Annotated in this window: 14 protein-coding genes and 1 tRNA gene; 11 read left to right on the top strand and 4 right to left on the bottom strand. The window is 63.9% G+C overall.

Going from position 1 to position 16,808, the window contains the following annotated elements; translation table 11 throughout:
* Nucleotides 1-30 precede the first annotated feature (30 nt).
* Nucleotides 31-1,716, bottom strand: coding sequence for an L-lactate permease (locus tag R4P57_RS24915; RefSeq protein ID WP_317805547.1), 1,686 nt, complete (start codon nt 1,714-1,716; stop codon nt 31-33).
* Nucleotides 1,717-1,837: 121 nt separating this feature from the next.
* Between R4P57_RS24915 and R4P57_RS24910 the strand changes: the two genes are divergently transcribed.
* Nucleotides 1,838-2,605 (top strand): FadR/GntR family transcriptional regulator, encoded by a 768-nt coding sequence (locus R4P57_RS24910; protein ID WP_317805546.1) that lies wholly within the window; start codon nt 1,838-1,840, stop codon nt 2,603-2,605.
* Between the two features lie 172 nt (nt 2,606-2,777).
* Here the strand turns inward: R4P57_RS24910 and R4P57_RS24905 are convergent, their stop codons facing one another.
* Complete coding sequence (locus R4P57_RS24905) at nt 2,778-5,147, bottom strand: DEAD/DEAH box helicase (protein WP_317805545.1); 2,370 nt, start codon at nt 5,145-5,147, stop codon at nt 2,778-2,780.
* A gap of 397 nt (nt 5,148-5,544) precedes the next feature.
* Between R4P57_RS24905 and R4P57_RS24900 the strand changes: the two genes are divergently transcribed.
* From R4P57_RS24900 to R4P57_RS24885, 4 genes are all read left to right on the top strand, one after another.
* Nucleotides 5,545-5,748, top strand: a complete 204-nt coding sequence (locus R4P57_RS24900) for a cold-shock protein (RefSeq protein WP_005248460.1) — start codon at nt 5,545-5,547, stop codon at nt 5,746-5,748.
* A 148-nt stretch (nt 5,749-5,896) separates the two neighbouring features.
* Nucleotides 5,897-6,484, top strand: coding sequence for a hypothetical protein (locus R4P57_RS24895; RefSeq protein ID WP_317805544.1), 588 nt, complete (start codon nt 5,897-5,899; stop codon nt 6,482-6,484).
* Nucleotides 6,485-6,593: 109 nt separating this feature from the next.
* A complete protein-coding gene (topA, locus tag R4P57_RS24890) occupies nt 6,594-9,587 on the top strand; it encodes a type I DNA topoisomerase (RefSeq protein WP_317805543.1) in 2,994 nt (997 codons plus the stop codon).
* A gap of 53 nt (nt 9,588-9,640) precedes the next feature.
* A complete protein-coding gene (locus tag R4P57_RS24885) occupies nt 9,641-10,828 on the top strand; it encodes a DNA polymerase III subunit delta' (protein ID WP_317805542.1) in 1,188 nt (395 codons plus the stop codon).
* On the opposite strand, the gene R4P57_RS24880 is transcribed toward R4P57_RS24885, so the two are convergent.
* Nucleotides 10,825-11,343, bottom strand: coding sequence for a CGNR zinc finger domain-containing protein (locus tag R4P57_RS24880; RefSeq protein ID WP_317805541.1), 519 nt, complete (start codon nt 11,341-11,343; stop codon nt 10,825-10,827). The two genes, R4P57_RS24885 and R4P57_RS24880, sit on opposite strands and share 4 nt — an antisense overlap.
* Nucleotides 11,344-11,431: 88 nt before the next feature.
* Between R4P57_RS24880 and R4P57_RS24875 the strand changes: the two genes are divergently transcribed.
* Nucleotides 11,432-12,127: an SDR family oxidoreductase gene (locus R4P57_RS24875; protein ID WP_317805540.1), complete on the top strand. Its 696-nt coding sequence runs from the start codon at nt 11,432-11,434 to the stop codon at nt 12,125-12,127.
* A gap of 66 nt (nt 12,128-12,193) precedes the next feature.
* Nucleotides 12,194-12,266, top strand: a tRNA-Thr gene (locus R4P57_RS24870).
* A 68-nt stretch (nt 12,267-12,334) separates the two neighbouring features.
* Here the strand turns inward: R4P57_RS24870 and R4P57_RS24865 are convergent.
* Entirely contained in the window at nt 12,335-13,603 is a 1,269-nt protein-coding gene (locus R4P57_RS24865; RefSeq protein ID WP_317805539.1) for a tyrosine-type recombinase/integrase, read from the bottom strand.
* A gap of 454 nt (nt 13,604-14,057) precedes the next feature.
* Here R4P57_RS24865 and R4P57_RS24860 point away from each other — a divergent pair, with 454 nt between their 5' ends.
* From R4P57_RS24860 to R4P57_RS24845, 4 genes are all read left to right on the top strand, one after another.
* A complete protein-coding gene (locus R4P57_RS24860) occupies nt 14,058-14,288 on the top strand; it encodes a hypothetical protein (protein WP_317805538.1) in 231 nt (76 codons plus the stop codon).
* A gap of 512 nt (nt 14,289-14,800) precedes the next feature.
* Nucleotides 14,801-15,958 (top strand): hypothetical protein, encoded by a 1,158-nt coding sequence (locus R4P57_RS24855; RefSeq protein WP_317805537.1) that lies wholly within the window; start codon nt 14,801-14,803, stop codon nt 15,956-15,958.
* Nucleotides 15,955-16,260, top strand: coding sequence for a hypothetical protein (locus R4P57_RS24850; RefSeq protein WP_317805536.1), 306 nt, complete (start codon nt 15,955-15,957; stop codon nt 16,258-16,260). Before R4P57_RS24855 ends, R4P57_RS24850 begins: the two co-directional genes overlap by 4 nt.
* A complete protein-coding gene (locus R4P57_RS24845; RefSeq protein WP_317805535.1) occupies nt 16,257-16,793 on the top strand; it encodes a DUF2637 domain-containing protein in 537 nt (178 codons plus the stop codon). Before R4P57_RS24850 ends, R4P57_RS24845 begins: the two co-directional genes overlap by 4 nt.
* Nucleotides 16,794-16,808: the final 15 nt, after the last annotated feature.

Below are 16,808 nucleotides of genomic sequence, written 5' to 3'. Positions count from 1 at the left end.
GAGTTGCGGTGAGTGGGGGGCGACGACGGGTCAGGGGAGCATCCAGGCCAGTACCGAACTTTGCAGTCCGACCAAGAGGCAGATGGCAAGCAGCAGGCCGAGACTCCACCAGATGACTTTTCGGAAGATCTCGGACTCTCGCCCGACCAAACCCACCGCGGTTGCGGCGATGGCGAGATTCTGCGGGCTGATCATCTTTCCCACCACACCACCCGAGGTGTTGGCGGCCACCAGCAGGGTCGGGTCGATGCCGGCGTTGATCGCTGCAGTCTGCTGCAGCGTCGCGAACAAGGCGTTCGCGCTGGTGTCCGAACCGGTGACCGCAGTTCCCAGCCACCCCAGAATCGGGGAGAGGTAGGCGAAGAATGCGCCGGTGCCTGCGATCCAGGTGCCGATGGTGATGGTCTGCCCCGACTGGTTCATCACGTAGGCGAGCGCAAGGACTGCACCGACCGTGAGTGCGGAGAAGCGGAGTTTGATCAGGGTGCTGCCGAACAGCCGCGCGGCGTCGGGAGCGCTGACGCGATAGACGGCGGCCACGATGACGCCGCAGATCAGGAGCAGAGTTCCCGGCGTCGACAGCCAGGTGAACTTGTAGATGGTGGTGGTGGCCGGGGAACCAGCGGCGGTGAGGATGTTGCCGTCGAGGCCGGGCCACGGAACAGCGATGTCGGTCGACGCGAGGAACTTGGTGACCGGCGACCACAGTTTGGCCACGGAGAACACTGCGATGACCAAAAGGTACGGAAACAGTGCGAGCACGACACGCTGTGCCGTCAGTGGTGCGGCTTCGACGGTGAGGGTTGCGACGGGTGCAGGCGTGACCGGGGCAGTGCCCGAGCTTCCGGAATCGGAGTCGGCATCGCGGGCCAGCAGGAGGCGTTCGCGGGCCGCATCGGATCCGGCAGGCTTCCAGAACCTGAGTACGACCACTGCTGCGGCGATGCCTGCGAGCGAGGCGATGATGTCGGTCAATTCGACCGAGATCCAGGTTGCACTGACCCACTGAGCGATTGCGAACACGACACCGACGGCCACTGCAACCGGCCACGTCTGTGCGACGCCGCGTCGACCGTCGGTCAGGAAAGCGATGAACAGCGGCACGAACAGCGCGATGAACGGGGTCTGATGGCCCACGTACGCACCGATCTCGTGGTAATCGATGCCAGTCAGGTTTCCGGCGGTGAGGATCGGAATACCGATGGCACCGAAGGCAACCGGGGCGGTGTTGGCGATCAGTACGACAACGGCTGCGCGCATCGGAGCGAAACCGATGGCCAGAAGCATGACGCCCGTGATGGCGACCGGGGCACCGAATCCGGCGAGCGCTTCCAACAGTCCACCGAAGCCGAACGCGATGATGATGGCCTGGATTCGGGGATCGTCCGAGATGGAGTCGATGATTCGACGTAGGTCGTCGAATCGGCCGCTCGCCACGGTCAACTCGTACAACCAGATCGCGCAGATCACGATCCACACGATCGGGAACAACCCGAAGCCGAACCCCTGGGTGGCCGATAGTCCGGCGAGGTTCACCGGCATGTCGTACGCAAGGACTGCCACCGCCAATGCGACGGCGAGCCCGGCCAGACCGGCAAAGTGGGCCTTCCAGCGGAGAACGCCCAGCGTGACGAAGACCGTCAGCAGCGGCAGGCACGCCACCGCGGCGGACAATCCGATGCTGCCCGCGAGCGGTTCGAGATCGGGTGTGTACACAGCTACTCCATTCGAGACCTTCAAGGTGTGTGAGGTCTGACCACATGAAGAATGGTATGGATCACACTCGATGGGGTCAAGAGGCTAAAGGCACAGACCTTCTTCTGGTTGGATGACCGGTATGGCTGACGACGCTGGACGGGCGCAGAACGAACCGCTTCCGTGGAAGCCGGTCCGGCGCGCCCGCGCGCACGAGCTGGTCATCGACGCAATCGAGGAGCGGATCATGGCGGGTGACCTGCGCGTCGGAGATCCGCTGCCGCCCGAGCGGGAGTTCGCAGCGCAGCTCGACGTCAGCCGCGCCGGGATCCGTGAAGCGGTGCGCGTCCTCGAAAGCAGTGGAATTCTCCGGTCGTCACCGGGTTCGGGTCCCGGAGCCGGCACCTTCGTTGCGGCTCTGCCGCGGCCGGCCCTCACACGTCTCCTTCGCCTGCACGTTGCGCTGGCCAACTTTCGGATCGACGATTTGATCAGCACGCGGGTGGCTCTCGAGCGGGCAAGTGTTCACCTCGCCGCGGTGGCGCCCGATCAGGACAAGCTTGCGCAGGCCAGGGACGCCGTGGAAATCATGGAAGCGCGGGGTGTCACCCGAGAGGCCTTCAACGACGCCGACACGAACTTTCACATCGCCTTGGCCGAGGCTTCGGGCAACGACTTCGTTGCCTCCCTCACGGCGGCAATCCGGGAATCGATGCGTGCGCCCATCCTCACCGCGCTGTTGGAGATCGAGGATTGGGACTCGGTGGCCGACACGCTGAAGGCCGAACATCGGCAGATTCTGGTCGCCGTAGAAGCCGGTGATGCGGAACTCGCAATGAAGTCGGCCGAAGAACACATCCGGTCGTCCGCTGCGGCCCTGTCCATTCGCAACAGAACGGAACCGTCGTAGCATCGGCTGTGGAACCGGCCCTCGCTACGCAGCAGGGCGGCTATCGCCCGCCCAGCCACCGCAAATGCGTGCGCGTTTGCCAGGGGCGCGCGGAATTGCCCCGCCCAGCAGCCTATTTCGCTCGCGTTCAGCGAATGCGCGCGCGTTTGCCGTTGCCGCTGAACCCAGCCGCTCACCCCTCGCGAGTGATGGCCGTCAACACCGCGGTCAGCACTCGAACGGCACCGTCCTTGTCCAGTGGATCGTTGCCGTTTCCGCATTTGGGGGATTGCACACAGGAGGGGCAGCCTGTGTGGCATTCGCACGAGACGATGGCGTCTTTCGTGGCGGTGAGCCAGTCGGCGATGGCCACGTGACCGCGGTCGGCGAAGCCTGCTCCGCCGTCGTATCCGTCGTAGACGAAGACGGTCGGTAGGCCGGTGTCGGGGTGCAGTGCCGTCGAGACTCCGCCGATGTCCCAGCGATCGCAGGTCGCCACCAGGGGCAGTAGTCCGATGGCGGCGTGTTCTGCTGCGTGCAGCGATCCGGGGAATCGTTCGTACGGAACTCCGCTGTGCTCCAACAACTCCGGGGTGATGGTGTACATGACGGCTCTCGTGTCGAGTGTCTGCGCGGGCATGTCGAGTTCGATGGAATCGAGAACCTCGCCCGAGAGCAGGCGTCGCAGATACCCGACGACCTGATGCGTCACATTCACCTGCACCAACGCGACGGTTACCTCGCCGTAATCGGTGGATTCGTGCACTGCGGTGATCGAGATGTCGGTGATCTCGCGGGCCGAGGTGTTCCACTCGGGTTGTTCGGCGTGCACCAGTGCGAGCCCGGCATCGAGATCGAGTTCGTCGACGACGAACGACTCACCCTGGTGAATATGCACCGCACCGGGGTGGGCGGTGGCAGGAGCTCTACCCCCGTCGACGGTGCCGAGCATGCGGCCCGACTCACCGTCGACGATGGCCACTTGCACCCCGGTGCCGCCGCGAATGTTCACCGCACCGTGCGGCGAGAGCTGCTGTCCTTCGGGCGTGATGAACCACCCGTGTGGGCGCTTGCGCACGTAGCCCTTCAGCTCGAGCTCTTCGAGTACCGATTCGGCGTTCAGTTCTTCGGCCTCGACGAGGGTGATCGGCAGTTCGACTGCAGCGCAGAGCAATTGCGGAGCCAGAATGTAGGGGTTGGTGGGATCGGTGACGGTGGCCTCGACAGGCTTGTCCAACAGAGCAGCCGGGTGATGCACCAGGTAGGTGTCGAGGGGATCGTCACGGGCAACGAGCACCAGCAGCGAGCCCTCCCCGCGTCGTCCGGCCCGGCCGCCCTGCTGCCAGAACGACGCGACGGTGCCGGGGAAGCCTGCGACGATCACCGCGTCCAATCCCGCGATGTCGACGCCCAATTCGAGCGCATTGGTGGTGGCGACGCCGAGCAGTGTGCCGTCGGACAGATCGGATTCCAGCTTGCGCCGATCCTCGGCCAAATACCCTGCGCGATAGGCGGCGACGCGTCGTACCAATTGCGGGTCGACGTCGGCGAGAATTCTCTGGGTACCCAGCGCGGTCACCTCGGCTCCGCGCCTGGACCGCACGAATGCCAGAGTTCGCGCGCCCTCCACCAGTAGATCGGCCATGATGCGCGACGCCTCGGCTCCGGCGGATTTCCTTACCGGAGCGCCGTTTTCGCCGGTGATCTCCTTGAGCAGCGGCGGTTCCCACAGTGCGACGGTGCGCGCTCCGTGCGGGGATCCGTCTTCGGTGATCTCCTCGCACGGCGCTCCGATGAGGCGACTGGCGGCTCGCCCCGGTTCGGATGTCGTCGCACTGGCCAGAACGAATACCGGCGATGCTCCGTACCGTGCGCAGAGGCGTCGTAGCCTGCGGAGCACCAATGCCACGTTGGATCCGAAAACGCCACGGTAGTAATGGCATTCGTCCACCACCACGTAGCGAAGGTTGCGGAGGAACCGCGACCACCGCTCGTGCGAGCCGAGGATGCCGAGATGCAGCATGTCGGGATTGGTGAAGATCCACCGCGCATTGGCGCGGGCCCACTGACGTATCTCGATCGGCGTGTCGCCGTCGTACGCGCTGGGGAACACTTCGGCGAGTTCGACTGATAGCGAACGTAACTCGTCGGTGATCGAGATCGTGGTGCGCAGCTGATCGGCACCGAGTGCCTTGGTGGGAGCCAGATACAGCGCGGTTGCCCGGGCATCGGCAGAGAGTGTCGTCAGAATCGGGAGTTGATACGCCAGCGATTTGCCCGACGCGGTACTCGTCGAGAGCACCACATGATTGCCCTCGGCCGCGAGTGTTGCCGCACGTGCTTGATGCGTCCACGGTTGTGCGATCCCGCGAGAGGTGATCACCTGCACCACTTCCGGGCCCACCCACGACGGCCAGGAGGCGAACTGCGAGGCCCGTGCCGGCAGTTCGGCGACGTGGGTCAACGGGCTCTCGCTCGCGGGCGATCCCGCCAACACTCGATCCAGCAACCGCTGCCCGTAACTCCCGGCATCCGCACCACCCAGCGGATGTTTCTCGCTCACTGCCGGTCTCCATGCATTCGTTCGATCTACAAGTGCCATCGGGCTCTTCGCGACCTGGGATCCTCATGCTAGCGCGGACCCTGCTGGGCTCCTTCGTGCCCTGGTGAAAGCGGCTATTCACCTGTCCGATGTTGTCCGTTTCGACAACACGGACAAAATGTTCGAAAACGGTCGACTTTCGACTGTTGCGAACGCGGAACTCATGGTTCACTTGACCCGGTCGCAGCTTCTGTGTTCGTTCTACGCTCGCAGGATCTATCGTTGCGGGCGCGGTACTGGAAGAGCTCGTCCGCCAGGGGGAATCCTGAGGGGGATTGTTGGAAAGTGCAGCGGTCGGAACCGGCCCGATGGACCGAAAGTGCGCTCCATCGAATCTGGTAGAAAGAGAAGGAAAAGCATGGCTCAGGGAACTGTGAAGTGGTTCAACGCCGAAAAGGGCTTTGGATTCATCGCACCAGAAGACGGCTCCGCTGACGTCTTCGTCCATTACTCCGAGATTCAGGGCAGCGGCTTCCGCACCCTCGAGGAGAACCAGCGCGTCGAGTTCGAGGTCGGCCAGGGCACCAAGGGTCCTCAGGCAACGGGCGTTCGCGCAGTCTGATTCTCTTCTTTTCGGAGTCGAGAACCGTCATCCCCCTTTTCTATCGGTCGTACAGGGCCGATAGAAAAGGGGGATGTTTCGTTTCCGCGAACCACCGGGGAGCGTCGAAAGCCGTGAGCGCGGGCGCCGATGTCCTAATGTCCATGCTGTGAACCAGCTGTCCTTCTTCTCCGCCGAGTCGTTGCCGCCCGCGGTGACCGATCTCAGTGGGCTGCTGGCTGCCACCGGCCATGTCGTCACCTCCGCGGGTGCGGCCCGAATTTCCGTCGTGGTCGACGCGCAGTGGCGCGCGGATGCCATCGCCGAACTCATCGAGCAATGTGGTCTGACGCCGGAGCTCGGTCGATCGGAAGAGGACAGGCCACTGGTGCGTACCGCGTCGGTGCCCGAACTGTCCGCGTTGGCGTCTCTGTGGACCAAGGGCGCTGTCAAGGCCGTCCCGCCCGGTTGGGTACCGGGTTCTCGCGAACTGCGCGCCTGGGTGCTCGCGTCGGGTCGGCCCGAGGCCGAGGGAGAGCGGTACGTGCTCGGCCTGGATCCCCATGCGCCGGACACTCACGCCGTCCTCGCTCAGTCGCTGATGCGCGCGGGTATCGCGCCGACGCTCATCGGCACGCGTGGATCCAATCCGGGCCTCCGAATCACCGGTCGACGCCGGCTGCTGCGGCTCACCGAGAACGTCGGCGAGGCTCCACAGAACGTGGACGCACGTACCAATTGGCCCCACGCCGAGTAGAACGATCTGTGACTGATCTGCGAGTATTTGGCCGACGTATGTCAGTCTGTTAGTAGTGGGACAGGCAAATCTGCCTGTGAAAACGCACTAGGGAAGGTTCGGCAGCAAGGTGGCAGCACGTAAGAACGGCACGGGGGACAGCTCCGCCGAGCCGCGTCGTCTGGTCATCGTCGAGTCTCCGACCAAGGCAAAGAAGATCGCCCCGTACCTCGGAAGCAACTACGTCGTCGAGGCTTCCGTCGGCCATATTCGCGACCTTCCCCGCGGTGCCGCGGACGTCCCCGCAAAGTACAAGGGTGAGCCCTGGGCGCGTCTCGGCGTGGACGTCGACCACGACTTCGAGGCCCTGTATGTCGTCTCGCCCGAGAAGAAGGGCAAGGTCGCAGAGCTGAAAAGCCTGCTCAAAGACGCCGACGAGCTGTATCTCGCCACTGACCCCGACCGCGAGGGTGAGGCCATCGCCTGGCATCTCCTCGAGACCCTGAACCCCAAAGTCCCTGTTCGACGCATGGTCTTCCACGAGATCACCAAGCCGGCGATCCTCGCGGCCGCCGCCGACACTCGCGACCTCGACCAAGACCTGGTCGATGCCCAGGAGACCCGTCGTATCCTCGACCGTCTCTACGGCTACGAAGTGAGCCCGGTGCTGTGGAAGAAGGTCATGCCGAAGCTGTCGGCAGGCCGAGTGCAGTCCGTCGCCACCCGCATCATCGTCCAGCGTGAGCGCGAGCGGATGGCATTCCGCAGCGCCGAGTACTGGGACATCTCGGCCACGCTCGACGCCGGTGCCGAGGCGAGCCCCCGCAGTTTCGGAGCCCGGCTGGTCAATGTCGACGGCAATCGCGTCGCCGCCGGCCGCGATTTCGGAGCCGACGGCAAGCTCAAGACCGAGTCCGTGACCGTGCTGGACGAACCGCGTGCCCGACGCCTCGCCGAGGCTCTCGAAGGCGTCGATCTGACGGTCGCGTCGGCGGAGGACAAGCCGTACACCCGCAAGCCGTACCCGCCGTTCATGACGTCGACACTGCAGCAGGAGGCCGGCCGCAAGCTGCGGTTCAGTTCCGAACGGACCATGCGTGTGGCGCAGCGTCTGTACGAGAACGGCTACATCACCTACATGCGTACCGACTCGACGTCGCTGTCCGCTTCGGCGGTCTCCGCGGCACGGGCGCAAGCGACCGAGCTCTACGGCCCCGAGTACGTGCATCCGACTCCGCGGCAGTACACCCGCAAGGTCAAGAACGCGCAGGAGGCGCACGAGGCCATCCGCCCCGCCGGTGACGTGTTCCAGACTCCCGGTCAGCTGCACTCTGCGCTGCAGACCGACGAGTTCCGGCTGTACGAGCTGATCTGGCAGCGCACCGTGGCGTCGCAGATGGCGGATCTGCGCGGCACCACGCTGACGCTGCGCATCACCGGAACCGCAGGCACCGGTGAGGAATGCACGTTCTCCGCGTCGGGCCGCACCATCACGTTCGCCGGCTTCCTCAAGGCGTACGTCGAGAGCGTCGACGACGAGGCGGGCGGTCAGACCGACGACGCCGAGTCACGTCTGCCCGCGTTGAAGGCCGGCCAGGCAGTGACGGCCACCAAGCTCGATCCCGACGGTCACACCACCAACCCGCCGGCTCGATTCACCGAGGCGTCGCTCATCAAGACGCTCGAAGAGCTGGGAATCGGTCGGCCGTCGACGTATTCGTCGATCATCAAGACCATTCTCGACCGCGGTTACGTCTACAAGCGCGGCAGTGCTCTGGTGCCGTCGTGGGTGGCGTTCTCGGTGATTGCGTTGCTTGAAGCGCACTTCGGGCGTCTGGTGGACTTCGATTTCACCGCCGGCATGGAAGACGATCTCGACGCGATCGCGGGAGGCCGTGAGCGACGAGGCGATTGGCTGCAGAATTTCTACTTCGGCGGCGAGACCGGTGCAGAGGGCTCGGTGGCGCGCTCCGGTGGCCTGAAGAAGATGGTGGGCCAGAATCTCGAGGAGATCGACGCGCGCACCATCAACTCGATCCGTCTGTTCGACGACTCCGAGGGACGCGAAATCCATGTGCGCGTAGGCCGTTACGGTCCGTACCTGGAACGGATGGTCAAGAACGACGACGATCCAGACGGCGACCCGATCAGCCAGCGCGCCAATCTGCCCGACGATCTGCCGCCGGACGAGCTGACCCTCGACTTCGCCGAAAAGCTCTTCGCCACACCACAAGAGGGCCGCAAGCTCGGCGTCGATCCGTTGACCGGCCACGACATCGTCGCGAAGGAAGGCCGTTTCGGGCCGTACGTCACCGAGATCCTGCCCGAGCCGGAACCCGAGCCGACGCCGCCTCAGCCCGACATCGTGCCGATCCCGTCCGGTAATGACGGTGACGGTGGCGGCGGCGTCAAGACTGCGGTGAAGAAGGCTGCAGCCAAGAAGGCACCGGCCAAGAAGGCTGCCGCGAAGAAGGCGACCGGCCCCAAGCCGCGCACCGGTTCTCTGCTCAAGTCCATGGATCTGGCGACCATCACGCTCGAGGATGCACTCAAGCTGCTCTCGCTTCCCCGCGTCGTCGGAGTCGATCCGGAGTCCAAGGAAGAGATCCTCGCGCAGAACGGTCGATACGGCCCATACCTGAAGAAGGGCACCGACTCTCGCTCGCTCGCCGACGAGGATCAGATGTTCACCGTTTCGCTGGAAGAGGCGCTCAAGATCTACGCCGAGCCCAAGCGTCGGGGTCGTCAGGGTGAAGCCAAGCCACCGCTGCGCGAGATGGGCGTCGACCCGATCAGTGAGAAGCCGATGGTGATCAAGGACGGTCGCTTCGGGCCGTACGTCACCGACGGCGAGACCAACGCGAGTCTGCGCAAGGACGACGAGGTCGAATCGATCACCGATGACCGCGCGTCGGAGTTGTTGGCGGACAGGCGTGCTCGCGGACCGGTGAAGAAGAAGGCCGCAGCGAAGAAGGCTCCGGCCAAGAAGGCTCCGGCGAAGAAGGCCGTAGCGAAGAAAGCACCGGCGAAGAAGGCCGCTGCCAAGAAGACGGCCGCCAAGACCACTGCCACCAAGACCACCGCCGCGAAGAAGGCCCCGGCCAAGAAGACCGACAGCGAGTAGCCCTCTGAGTTCGCGGGTTCGGGTTGTCGGCCCCAACCACTAGGGTTGCGTGCATGGCGGGTGTGTTCGATCGATTGGTCGGTCAAGAGGATGTCGAGGCCGATCTGACGTCTGCAGCGGTGGCCGCTCGCACCGGCGTCGACTCGTCGGCGATGACGCATTCGTGGCTGTTCACCGGCCCGCCGGGATCCGGCCGTTCCATTGCGGCCCTGTGCTTCGCGGCGGCGTTGCAGTGCACCACCGAGGGTGTTCCCGGGTGCGGGCACTGTCAGGCGTGCTCGACGACCATGGCCGGAACTCACGGCGATGTGCGACGCGTCGTGCCCGAGGGATTGAGCATCAGCACCAAGGAGATGCGCGACATCGTCTCCATCGCCTCGCGTCGACCCAGCACCGGGTTGTGGCAGGTGGTCGTGGTCGAAGACGCCGATCGACTCACCGAAGGCGCCGGAAACGTGTTGCTGAAGGTCGTCGAGGAGCCGCCGGCGCGGACGGTGTTCCTGCTGTGTGCGCCGTCGGTCGATCCGCAGGACATCTCGGTGACTCTGCGCTCGCGGTGCCGTCACGTCTCGTTGGTCACTCCCACGGTGCCGGCGATCGCGCAGGTGCTGCAGACCCGTGACGAGCTCGACGCCGAGACGGCGGAGTGGGCCGCGTCGATCAGCGGCGGCCACGTGGGCAGAGCGCGTCGACTCGCCACCGACGAGGACGCGCGATCGCGCCGTAAGCGTGCACTGGCTCTGGCGTCGGCTGCAGCTCGGCCCAATCAGGCGTACCTCGCGGCCGAGGAACTCGTGAAGGCCGCCGAGGACGAGGCCAAGGAGATGAGTGCCTCGCGCGACGAGGCCGAAACCGAGGAGTTGCGAACGGCCCTCGGTGCGGGCGGTACCGGTAAGGGTGCGGCGGGCGCGTTGCGCGGGTCGGCAGGGGTGCTCAAGGACCTCGAGAAGCGGCAGAAGTCCCGTGCCACCAGAACCGGTCGCGATTCACTCGATCGCGCATTGATGGATCTGGTGGGCCTGTATCGAGATGCGCTCGCCCGCTCGTACGGATCGACCGCCACGGCGACGCACCCCGACATGGCCGAGCAGGTCGAGCGGATGGCGAAAGCGGTGTCGCCCGAGGCGCTGCTGAAGAGCATCGAGGCGATCCTCGAATGCCGAGAGTCGTTGGCGGTCAATGCAAAACCGAAGTTCGCCATCTACGCGATGGTTGCGACGCTGGGTGACGTGCTGCGTTAGTCCTGTGCCTTCCTGCGTGCCCGTGAAGCCCGAAGATTGGCAACGTTGCCGCAGGTCTTCACGTCGTGCCAGACGCCACTGTTGTTGCGTGAGCGGTCGTAGAAGGCGGATCCGCACGCCTCGTTCTTGCATCGCTTGAGCCGACGCCACGTGTCGGACCGTTGTGCGAGAAGCACTTCGGACCAGATCTGCGACGCGATGTAGGCGGCCCCGGTGCCGGTGGGCGAGAGTCGTACCGTGCCGTCGGTGTCCGGAACGAGCTCGACTCGGACGGCCGGCCTTGCAGCCATATCGCCTGCAATGGCCGCTTCCACATCGGATCGCACTATCCGTAGCGCGGCTGCGTCATCGTCCGACAAAGGCGTCCCCCAGGTAGACGACGCTGTCTCGCCGTCTGCGATGAGGTCGGGAAGGTCGTACGCGTCGATGGCTCGCGTGTTGAGCAGATTCTGAACCACCTGTAAGCCGTCGGGTGCAGGCGCGAGGCGGAAGCGCTCCGTCGGAGTCAGTGACATATGCGAACCCTATTTGACTATGTCGTACTGGTCAACTATGAATGACAGAAGCAAATGTATTTTACCTCTGTCTCGAAAGGTGACGGCCATGGTGTCGATTCAAGGAGCAACCGTGTTGGTGACCGGCGGTCAGCGCGGTCTGGGCAAAGCGACGGTCGACGCGTTGCTCGAGCGTGGGGCCGCGAAGGTCTACGCGACGGCGAGGAACCCGCGCGAGGACTCCGATCCTCGGGTGGTGCCGGTTGCCCTCGATGTATCCGACGCCGATTCCGTTGCAGCGCTTGGTGATATCGCGTCCGACGTATCGATCGTGTTCAACAACGCCGGTGCGCCGGGTACTACACCTCTGCTGACGACGTCGATCGACGACATTCGGGCGGTGTTCGAGACCAACGTGTTCGGCGCGCTGCGAATTGCGCAGGAGTTCGCCCCGATCCTGAAGGCGAACGGTGGCGGGGCCTTGGTCGACATCCACTCGGTGCTGTCGTGGCTCGGCGGCGCGGGTGCCTATGGGGCGTCGAAGGCGGCGATCTGGTCGGTCACCAACTCGCTTCGCCTCGAGCTCGCACCGCAGGGAACCCTCGTCGTCGGGGTGCATCTGGGGTACACCGACACCGACATGATCGCCGAGCTGAACGTGCCGAAGAACGACCCACGTGATGTGGTGCGCCAGGTGCTCGACGCCGTCGAGGCCGGCGAGACCGAAGTGCTCGCCGACGATCTGACCAGGCACGTCAAGTCGATCCTCAGCGGCCCGGCAGAAGGACTCGGTCTCGCCGGCTGACCGTCAGGGGAGGCGATTTTCGTTTCGACCTGATGCTCCGTTAGACTCACCAACGCCGAAAGGCACGCCGCCTTAGCTCAGTCGGTAGAGCATTTCACTCGTAATGAAAAGGTCAAGAGTTCGATTCTCTTAGGCGGCTCAGAGAACGAAAGCCCCTCACCAGCAAGATCCGGTGAGGGGCTTCTTCACGTCCTGCTCCGGTGAGCGTCAGGCCGGCTGATGTGGTCGCAATGTGGTCGCACCGCGCTCACGAGCTTGCTTCTCGGCTGACCTTTCCGCGTCGGCCACATCCAGTGCCGTACCCAGCGCATCTGCCGCAGCGTGGGCAGCCTCAGGCGTCAGATGGCCGTACAGATCGGCCGTGATGGATACCTGTGAGTGACGCAGAGTCTTCGACACCAGCGCGAGGGGGACCCCGTTCATCAACATCAGCGTGGCGGCGAGGTGACGAAGGTCATGAAGACGGCACTCGGGTAGTCCCGCGTCGCGGGTGAGGTCACGGAACCGGTGCAGCACCTTCTCAGGTCTCAGATACTCACCGTCTTCCCGGGCAAAGACGAGACCACGATCCGCGTACCCCGCGCCCCACTTCACTCGGTCGACTTGCTGACGCCAGCGCTGCCGCTCGAGCGCCGCGATCGTTCGGCTCGATAGCCCGACGCCTGCAGCGCTCGACCGCGTTTTGGGTGCCCCGACGACCAGGTGCCCGCCTACGTCGGACAACGTGCGTCTGACCCGAAGCTCCCTGGCCTCGAAGTCAACATCGTCCCACTCCAACGCCAGTGCTTCGCCGCGCCGAAGGCCGGTACCGATGATGACCTCGAAAATCGCGGACATCGGATCGACACGCCACGGCGGCGCGCCGTTGACGTGGTCCAAGAAGACCACGGCCTCCTGAACTGACCACGGTGAAACCTCTGTCCGAACCACCGCGGTCGATCGAGCATGCTCAGCCGCGTTGTGCGTCAACCGCTTCGTCCGCACAGCGTCCGACAGTGCCGAGCGAAGGACCGCGAGAATCTTCGAGATCGTTGCGGGTCCACGCCCTTGCTCCTCGAGCAGGCCGATGAACGCGACGACGTCTTCGTGCCTGAGCTTCTCCAGCCGCTTGCTGCCGATCGCCGGGATGATTCGTTTCGTGACGTACTCGCTGTAACCGAAGTGTGTCGACGGCTTGAGTGTGCGTTTCTTGTCTGCGAGCCAGCCCGTGAGGTAAGCGCCGACCGTCTCTCGGTCGTCGTTCTTGACGCTGGTGCCCGTTCGTTGAGTGACCGCGTTCAATTCCAATTGCGCCGCTCGCTTGGTGACGAAACCGCCTCGCCGCATGGTCTTTCGACGTCCGTCTAGGGTCGGCACGTCAACTGCGAACGTCCACGTCCCATGCTTGGTGTTCGATGTCAGCGTCGGGCAGCTCGCGCCGGCCAGCTTGCCCTCCGTTGTTCGGCATCCACACCGTCGATACACTCTGCCGCTCATTTGGTCATGCCCCGATTCGTAACGTCCAGCGTGGAAGGAATACATGCGGTCCGCTGACCCTGTGGTTCACGGTTTATCCGCAGGGTGAGCCAAAATGTGCGAAATGGAAATTGACATGGCGCATAGCCAGACTGCAAGCGATTGGATAGATTTCAAGGTACACAACGGAACTGAGTTCCGCACTAGGACTCGAAAGACTGAGGGGAATAGCCGTAATGGAAGCGCGAATCGAAGAGGTAGCGGGCCTCGCGGCCGAGCTGCTCGCATCGGGCCCAACTGTGGACTTACAGACAGCGAGTCGAGCGCTCGGCATCAGCAAGAGCCACGGATACGCACTCGCACACCGACGCGAGTATCCCGTTAGAGTGCTTACGCTCGGCACCCGATACCGGGTGATCGCTGCGGAACTTCTTACGGTACTGGGAATCGAACGGCCGCAAAAGGTAACCGCTGCATGAAAATTCGTGCACAGGCCGAGGTCGGGGACAGGCCGCAGGTAGACATCGCGACGGGCGGCGACGTGACCATTTCAGTCGGAGATGTCCGCTTGGTCATGTCCCAGAGCATGGCTGACCAGCTCATTGAAGACATCATGCTCGCCATCGCGAGCCGAAATCTCGGATCACCGCTGCTGCGTGACGAGGAGGCAATCAGAATGAATGCGTTTGTCCGAGAAAACCTTTGAAGGGTGGGAAACCGCTCGGCGTCGAAACGCCGAGCGGCTGACCCTTCACCCACTCCGGTGGATCCGCGGTAGTTCCGGTGCTGGCACACCGGACGCGTAAATCCACTTCACCAGCAAATCCGACACCCACAGGGCAACCCCAACAGCATTACCCGATCGAGCTGAAAGACCAGCTCGCACAATTGAAAAGGAGTCAAGGTCATGATACTTCGGGCACCGACCCCACGGCAACCGCTGCTGCCTGACATGCCTGTTGCAGAGTCGCTGAAGAAGCGCTGGACCTACCATGCGCTCGCAGCCATCGGCCGGGCGTCGCAGGAAAAGGTCCGCTTCACAGCATGGACGCTCTCCGACGAGTACGGACTACCTGACCCACCGAACCCGCGTTGGTGGGGCCTCGCATTCGCAGAGGCACACCGCAGCGGGTTGATCGAGTATGCAGGCTTTCAGGAGTCACCACGGCCGTCGCGATCACGTGGAGTATGCCGTGTGTGGAAGCAGGTTGGGGCGGCATGATCTACGTCGCGCTCTCGACCACCTACTACACGGATCCGAAGATCGAAGCCATCTCCGCTGACGCCGAACGCCTCTTCACCCGTTCCCTCGCCTACTGCGGGAACGCAGAGAACCGCGGCCGCATTACATCGACAGCACTGAAAAACCTCGGCCTCAGACGCGTCGAAAGCCTCGCCCAGCAGCTCGTCGACGTCGGCCTCTGGGAGGTCATCGATGCCCCGTCGGATCACGATCAGGGTCATCTCAACAGCGCGGTAACCGACGTTTCAAATGCACAGTCAGCACCATCTCAAACCCGCTCGAAAGCTCATCTCAAAAACACGCCGTCACGTGCCAAAGCCGCCACGATCTACCGGATAGTCCGATGGGCAGACTGGCAAGACAAGGGTGATGAGCTGGTGAAACGTAGAAGTAGTGACCGAGACAGGAAGGCTCGTCAGCGTGAACGAGACCGAGCTGCTGAGGGGCGATTGTCACGTGACACTTCACGTGACGTCACGCCCACAGAGGAGAGGAGAGAAGAAGAGAGAAGAGAAAAAGAAGAAATGACGTCCATAGACCCCCTGCAGTCTGTATGGGATTCGAACCGATGCGATCAGCCGGCGGAAAGCCTGCCCGACGTCTGGGACGCGGAGGAGGAGAATCCATCGATCGACAATCCTGACGAACCACCGGGCTCCGGAACTGTCTCGGACCGGGGTCAGCTCGCCGTCGTCCCGGACCACTCGTCGTCCGTCGTCGCGACCCGAGTCGAAGCGAACGCCGTCGTCGACCGCTACCAAGCCGCGCTCTGCCCCGCAGGCGTCGTCCCGACAGTCCGAAAATCGATGGTCGGGGCCATCCGCACCCTCCTTGCCGACGGAGCTTCCAGAGAGCACATCGAGGGCGGGATCAAGCTCTGGCACGAATCGACGATGAACCACCCCAGCCAGATCGCGACGTTCGTGCACCAATTCGCGAACCAAGGCAACCGCCGCACCGGCAACGCCTCCACCAAAGCCGCCGACTACCTCGCGACCGGCGCCGCCATGCTCGCCACCCAACACTTTCAGTCCACTGCTGGGCATACAGCTTCCGCCTGTCCGTGGGACACCGAACCAATCAGCAGCGAATCCGTCAGACCGCGCAACTTCAACAGACAGGGCTTGGGATGAGCGCAACCCCCAGCGCGCCGTCGAGTACGCCGCGGACGCGGGCCCGGAAGAAGCCGGTGAAACCACCATTACCTCGCACACTCCCCGCACGACTACGAGCCGACCCGGTCGCTCTCACCGCCACCCGCAACACCAACGGACAGATCGAACTCAGCATCCAACACAGCCCGATCACCTTCGTCCTCGAACACCGCGACGCACTCGAACTCGCCGACGCGATCGTCGACGCCACCGAGCAACGCCGGAAACGACGACGCAGACGCCGCCACCCGACCACACACGCCACCCCGGAGACCCCATGAACCCATCGACCCGAACCGTCGTCCTCCTCGCCGCAGCAGGAACCCTCGCCCTCACCGCCGTCTCATTCGCCCTCAGCTTCGCGAGCCTCCGAGACCTCGCCCAACAATCAGGAACCGCCCTTCCCACCCTGTGGCCAATCGCCATCGACGGACTCGTCATCGTCGCCACGATCGGCGTCGTAGCCCTACAACGACACCGCTGGTACGCCTGGACCGTCCTCATCGGCGCCAGCATCGTCTCCGTGGCAGGCAACGCCACACACGCGGTACTCAACACCCCAGCCGTCGGCATACCCGTCGCCGTCGCAGTCGCCGTCGTTCCACCCGTCATCCTCCCTGTCGCCGTCCACATCGCCGTCGTCCTCTACCGCGAACACATCGACATCGACCCGCAGATCCAAGCCCTCAAACTCCTCGAGACAGGACTCGGCGTTCGAGAAGTAGCGAAAAAGCTCGACATCGCACCGGGAGTCGTCAGCAAATGGCGAAGCCAAGCGCAAACACCCGAGCCAACACCACTCCACGTCGCCTAGACCTCCCACCGAAAG

It is taken from the genome of Rhodococcus sp. IEGM 1330, assembly GCF_033142445.1.
Classification (GTDB): domain Bacteria; phylum Actinomycetota; class Actinomycetes; order Mycobacteriales; family Mycobacteriaceae; genus Rhodococcoides.
Note: the sequence above shows the minus strand (reverse complement) of the source record. Positions and strands in the feature narration are given on the sequence as shown.